Source organism: Wolbachia endosymbiont of Drosophila bicornuta, from assembly GCF_028982105.1.
GTDB lineage: Bacteria > Pseudomonadota > Alphaproteobacteria > Rickettsiales > Anaplasmataceae > Wolbachia > Wolbachia pipientis.
In genome coordinates, this window is the sequence record NZ_JAPQLF010000134.1 from 2,728 (window position 1) to 8,344 (window position 5,617).

Genomic DNA, 5,617 nt, shown 5'->3' on the forward strand with positions numbered 1-5,617 from the left:
TCTGTTCGGATTATTGTAAAAAGAGCTATAAATCATTCTTGCAACGCATTACGATAAGTAAAGAAAACACCTCCATGCACACTGGGGACAGGTGGTGCAACTTTGTGAATAGTTACGCCTATAGAAGAAATAATAAGCTTTTTTTGCATCACAAGGTTATTAATGGTCCTGTATATATCATGAGTTATAACACTTCTCGCAATAGTCCGAATAGGATAAGATATGTGCTTATGGCTATGGTAGAGCAGTAGCATATTATGATCTGTTCGGATTATTGTAAAAAGAGCTATATATAAAGCAAACACAATACTTAGTGATGTTGAAAGCACTCAGCTTTGTGGTTTAGAACGAAGTTAAAGTTTTGATTTCTTCTCCAGGCCCTGCTGAAAATTTTTGTACATGTTAAAAACATCTTGATAATTGAGGTGAGTGTAAATTTGAGTAGTTTCCAGGCTTGAGTGACCAAGCAGTTGTTGTATTGATCTTATGTCAATATCTTCCTGAAGCAAATGAGTAGCAAAACTATGGCGAAATGCATGTGGAGATAAAATTTCTGGTAAATTTAACATCCTCCTTATTTTTTGCAAACGATTGGCCACATAAGTTCTTCCCAATTTTTTTCCTCTTACTCCCAAAAAAAGATATTGTGCTTCATCATTAATGCCAAGATAAGGACAGGCTTTTACATATTCCTGTATACATTTTTTTACTACCGGAAGAATGAATACCTGCCTTTGTTTATCTCCCTTACCTGTTACTATTAAACTTTCATTGTTAATATCACTAACCCTAAGGTTCAACGCTTCACTGATTCTTAAGGCTGTACCATATAGCAGGACGATAATCGCAATTTCTCTTTTTACCACCCAAGGTTCACCCAGGTCGGATAGTTTCGTTTCTTTCAATAAAGTTTTTATATTAGGTATTGATAATGCTTTGGGCAGAGTTCTTCTCTGAATTGGCCTTGATAAGGAAAATACAGCTTCATTGTCTATATTGTGGTTATTTTTTATGTACTTGAAGAAATTTCTGATTACTGAGAGTGCTCGAGTGTTGGATCTTGCGTTTACACCTCTTGCGTAACGAGAGGTAAGCCAACTTCTTAACTCAGGTATGCTTAAATTTTTCAGAGTACCAACATTTACTTCTCCACCAATGTGAGTATTTAGGAAACTTATAAGATCCTTCAAGTCCCTCATGTATGATTCCAAAGTGTTTGGTGAATAAGATCTGTTGCACCTCAGCCACTCATACCATTTTTCAATGATTGAACCGAGGTCCACAATTATTTTTTAAAGAAAGCATCGATGCACGCATCTCGAAAGGCTTCATTTATATCAGGATGAGAGTGACAAATTCTGTATATATCCTCTGCTGCTGCGCCATATGCCATTGCAACCGCTGCTTCGTTGATTAGCGTGTCAGCGTATGCTCCTATGATATGCACACCTAGTATTGTATCTGCCCTGCTACAAGTCAGCACTTTCACGAATCCTTCAGCATCATCAGTTATTTTTGCTCTGCCGTTTGCAGCAAATTGACATTTACCAACTTTGTACTTACGGCCAACACTTTTCAACTCCTCTTCAGTTTTACCGATTGAAGAAACCGCAGGGTGAGTGTAAATGACAGATGGTATGATTCCATAATCAACGTGAGGTGACTGTCCTGCTATTATCTCTGCAACTGCGACTCCTTCTTCCTCTGCTTTATGAGCAAGCATTGCTCCACCGATCACATCACCAATAGCAAATATTCCTTTCACATTAGTTTCATATCTGTTGTTAACTTGAACGAAACCGCGATTATCTTTTTCTATTTTTTCATCAATACCAAGATTCTCAGTGCATGGTTTGCGTCCTGCTGCCACCAATACCTTATCCGCCTCTATAGTGTTTGTTTGATTATCTTTTACAGAGCAAACTTTCACACTCAAAGAATTACTACTTTGTTTTATCTCCTCAACTTTAGTGCTAAGTAAAAATTTTATTCCTTGTTTTTGTAGACTAGAAAGTAGAGACTTACTTAATTCTCCATCCATTGCTGCAGCGATTCTGTCAAAAAATTCTACTACAGTGACTTCAGACCCTAGCCTCCTCCATAAAGAAGACATTTCAAGCCCTATTGCCCCAGCTCCGATTACGACAAGTTTTTTTGGTACTTCGGTTAAAGATAGTGCACCGGTGGAAGAAATAATGTCTTTCTCATCGATATTAATTCCTGGCAAAGAAATAACGTCAGAACCGGTTGCAATTACTATATTTTTTGTCTTCAGCACCTTACCTTCAACTGAAACTTCAAGATTACCTTGGTCAAAAGAAGCAAGCCCATTGATTTTAGTGATTTTGTGAAGGTTAAACAGATATTCTATACCTTTTCCAAGTTCCTGAACTCTGGCGTCCTTATAACCTAGCATTTCTTTTAAATCGAAACTTGCGTCCTTAATTTTTATGCCAAGCTTCGACAGATCATTTTTCGTGTGAGCATACTGATAGGAAGAATGGAGCAATGCTTTGGAGGGTATGCACCCAACTCTGAGGCATGTGCCACCAAAAATGCTATTTTTATCTATACAGGCAACTTTCAATCCAAGTTTTGCAGCAGCGATAGCGCACTTATAGCCTCCTGGCCCACCACCTATAACAATTAAATCATAATCAGTCATAAAAAACAAACCTATTTTCTAAAGAATAAACACCTTTTCCCTCAGTTGTTACATATATCTTATTGCGAGTAAACACTGGAGTGTGAAACACATTACCAGGTACTTTTACTACCTTTCCTGCACTTTCAGATCCCTGAAAAGCAAACATTGAACTTTTATTGCTTGTCACCCACAGTGTATGGGCATGCATAATTGGAGCAAATAGTTGCGTATTTTCTATTAAATCAGATGCCCAGACTATTTCTCCATTTTTTATATCCAGGCCAATTATTTTATCATCTTTAGTAACTATAAAAATTCTTCCGCCTTCTTTTTGTTTCTCTGCAGGAATAAGAGGACTATAATATGACTCAATGTCTGATACACTTTTTACTTGCAGTGACTTTGACCATAAAATATTTCCTGATTTTACGTCAATACCATAAATATAAGAATTATTTGTAGCTATTAAAGTATCGCAAAGCACTCTCGGTGTAGTAGTTACATCTGTGAGCTGTGTATCCAAAAGGTTTGTAGCCAATTTTTGGCTCCACAATTTTTTACCATCTTCATTAAAAGCTATTAACTCACCATTTGAAAATGGTGCTATTATTTTATCGTTAGAAGTTGTTGGCGATACGGAATACAAACCTCGAACCTCATTGATACCGTTTTGATAAGCCCAAGCGGAGCTGCCATCTTTTATATCAAACACGTACAGATAATTATCAATAGTCAATACTACCAATTTATTATTTATTACTGCTGCTTTTCCTCTTACTGGAGCTCTCAATTCTTTTTCCCACTCAATCTTGCCAGTTTTTGCGCCTATTGCGTGTAAAGTGTTATCCACTATAAAGAAAACATTTTTTTCATAATGTGATAGGCTCATGTTACCAATTTTTTTCCTATGTGAGAGGTGTAATTTCCAATTCATAGCCTTTGAGTTATCAATATCAAAGGAATATAAAGCGCCGTGCTTGTCTGATAAAATAACGCTATTTTCTATAAGCACTGGAGCTACATATCCTTGAGATAGTTTTTTATCCACTAGACTTATTCTCTCGCTTGCCATTGTGTAACTGCTACACAATAACATTATCATGACAATTATTACTTTCATTATTTATTGAAAACAAGATTCATTAATATACATCTTAAGAACCTTAATTACAACGGAAATGTTCTTGCTGCATGTTAAAAACGTTGATTTATGAACGAAATATTATATTATTATGTGAGATAATGTATATTCTTAGAGGTAGTACACCTCATCCACTATGCAGCAACGTGCATAGCTGTATGAACATTGAGATATAAAATAATTTATACCAAGAAGAAAGATGTCATCCAAATAGCCTCTTTTCCTGTCATCCCAGTGCTTGACACTGGGATAGCTTTGTTGCATAGCAACTGAAAAAATCTGGTGGCTACTGACAAAATTCATTATAAATAGCTATTTAACTGTTGAAGAAAAAATATGCCACAAAAAATGAGAGTTAGTAACTGTCATGAATATAACAAATTTCTAGGAAAAAGAGGAAATATTTTTCGTTACATCGATAAAGCTATCGAAAATTGGTATGAAAATAGTCCAAAAATGCAGGGCGGCAACTATATTTATAGTGATAAAGTTGTGATTTTAGTGCATATAATCGTTAATCTTTTTAGAATTGGCTTAAGACAAACAGTCGGGTTTATAAAAGGATATTTGCAACAAATAGGAAGAGATTTGGCAGTTATCAGCTATTCGCAAGCTTCAAAAAAAACTTAATATTAAGATCAATGATTGCAGAATTGATAAAAATAATATGGAAGATATCGAAATTGCCATAGATAGCACGAGCATCAGCATTTATAACAACACACAGCAAGGAAAATAGCGCTGATAGAAAATATCGTGGCTATGAACAGACAAGAAAATTGCATGTAATGTTGAATATAAACAGCAAAAAAGCCATAGCTGCAAAATACAGTAACGGTCTGATCACTATGGAGCTTGCGATTTACTTAAAGGAGTTAATTTTCAGCATGCCATAAAAGCACTATATGCAGACAGAGCATATGACCATAAGCGTCAAGTTAAGGAAATAAAGGTATGAAAGAGATAGAATAATAAGGTATAAGTTCTCCAAGATATACTTTTAGTGAGAGAACCAATGAATAAAATAACTTGCTTATCAAAAAAGCTCAAAGAATTTTTTAATGAAAAAGCAGAGGAAATCTCAATTACAACAAGGTTTATAAAAAGAAAGAGAAAGCTAAAAGGTTCATCATGCGTAAAAGCCATGGTCTTGGGTAATATAGGAGTTGATAATTGTAGCGTAGAAACAATGTGTCAATTACTAAACGAGGACTCGATAGATATAACAAAACAAGGTTTGGATTTTAGATTTACTGAAGAAGCAGTGGAATTTATGAAAAGGATGTATAATGAATCTGTGATTCTCTTTAAAAATATCTTGCAAGTTGATTGCAAAATCTTACAGCAATTTAATAGTGTTAAATTATTGGACAGTAGCTATGTTACTCTACCTAACAGTATGGAAGAGATGTATAAAGGTTATGGTACTAGCTACAGTGGCTATGAAAGCAATACTAAGTCTGGAATAAAGTTACAATTAGTTTTCGACTACATGAATCAGATAATAGACCAACTTAATTTAACGGAGTGGGTAAGATCAGACCAGGGATATAGGAAACATTTAAGTAATATATTAAGCAATGATTTGCTAATATCTGATCTCGGTTATTTTGTGCCAAGTTCTTTTAAACAAATCAATGAAATAGGAGCTTATTTCATAAGTCGTTATAAATCCGATACCAACATATATGATGTAGAAACAAATCAAAAAATGGAGTTATTAGAATGTTTAGAGGATAAGTTATTTTTAGAAAACGAGGTATTGTTAGGAAAAGAAGCAAAAATTAGAGTAAGAATTATATGTCAGAAACTAACTGAAGAACAGTATA

Annotated in this window: 5 protein-coding genes and 1 pseudogene; 2 read left to right on the plus strand and 4 right to left on the minus strand. The window is 34.8% G+C overall.

Annotation, left to right across the window (positions count from 1 at the left end; translation table 11 throughout):
* Nucleotides 1–32: 32 nt before the first annotated feature.
* The 4 genes from OZD68_RS05850 to OZD68_RS05865 all read right to left on the minus strand — a co-directional run bounded on the left by OZD68_RS05850 (nt 33) and on the right by OZD68_RS05865 (nt 3,767).
* Nucleotides 33–254, minus strand: a complete 222-nt coding sequence (locus OZD68_RS05850) for a hypothetical protein (RefSeq protein WP_275009241.1) — start codon at nt 252–254, stop codon at nt 33–35.
* Between the two features lie 99 nt (nt 255–353).
* Entirely contained in the window at nt 354–1,283 is a 930-nt protein-coding gene (locus tag OZD68_RS05855; protein WP_182309503.1) for a tyrosine recombinase XerC, read from the minus strand.
* A 2-nt stretch (nt 1,284–1,285) separates the two neighbouring features.
* The gene (gene lpdA / locus OZD68_RS05860) at nt 1,286–2,665 is read right to left on the minus strand and encodes a dihydrolipoyl dehydrogenase (RefSeq protein ID WP_182309502.1); all 1,380 of its coding nucleotides are present in this window, start codon (nt 2,663–2,665) and stop codon (nt 1,286–1,288) included.
* A complete protein-coding gene (locus OZD68_RS05865; protein ID WP_182309501.1) occupies nt 2,658–3,767 on the minus strand; it encodes an outer membrane protein assembly factor BamB family protein in 1,110 nt (369 codons plus the stop codon). The genes lpdA and OZD68_RS05865 overlap by 8 nt, the downstream gene beginning before the upstream one ends.
* 357 nt (nt 3,768–4,124) lie before the next feature.
* On the opposite strand from OZD68_RS05865, the pseudogene OZD68_RS06830 reads away from it, so the two are divergent.
* Together OZD68_RS06830 and OZD68_RS05875 are read left to right on the plus strand one after the other, a co-directional pair.
* Nucleotides 4,125–4,731 (plus strand): annotated as a pseudogene (locus OZD68_RS06830) (transposase); the annotation flags it as partial.
* A gap of 72 nt (nt 4,732–4,803) precedes the next feature.
* Nucleotides 4,804–5,617 (plus strand): IS4 family transposase (locus tag OZD68_RS05875; RefSeq protein ID WP_275008717.1); only part of this gene is annotated, 814 nt, incomplete at its 3' end.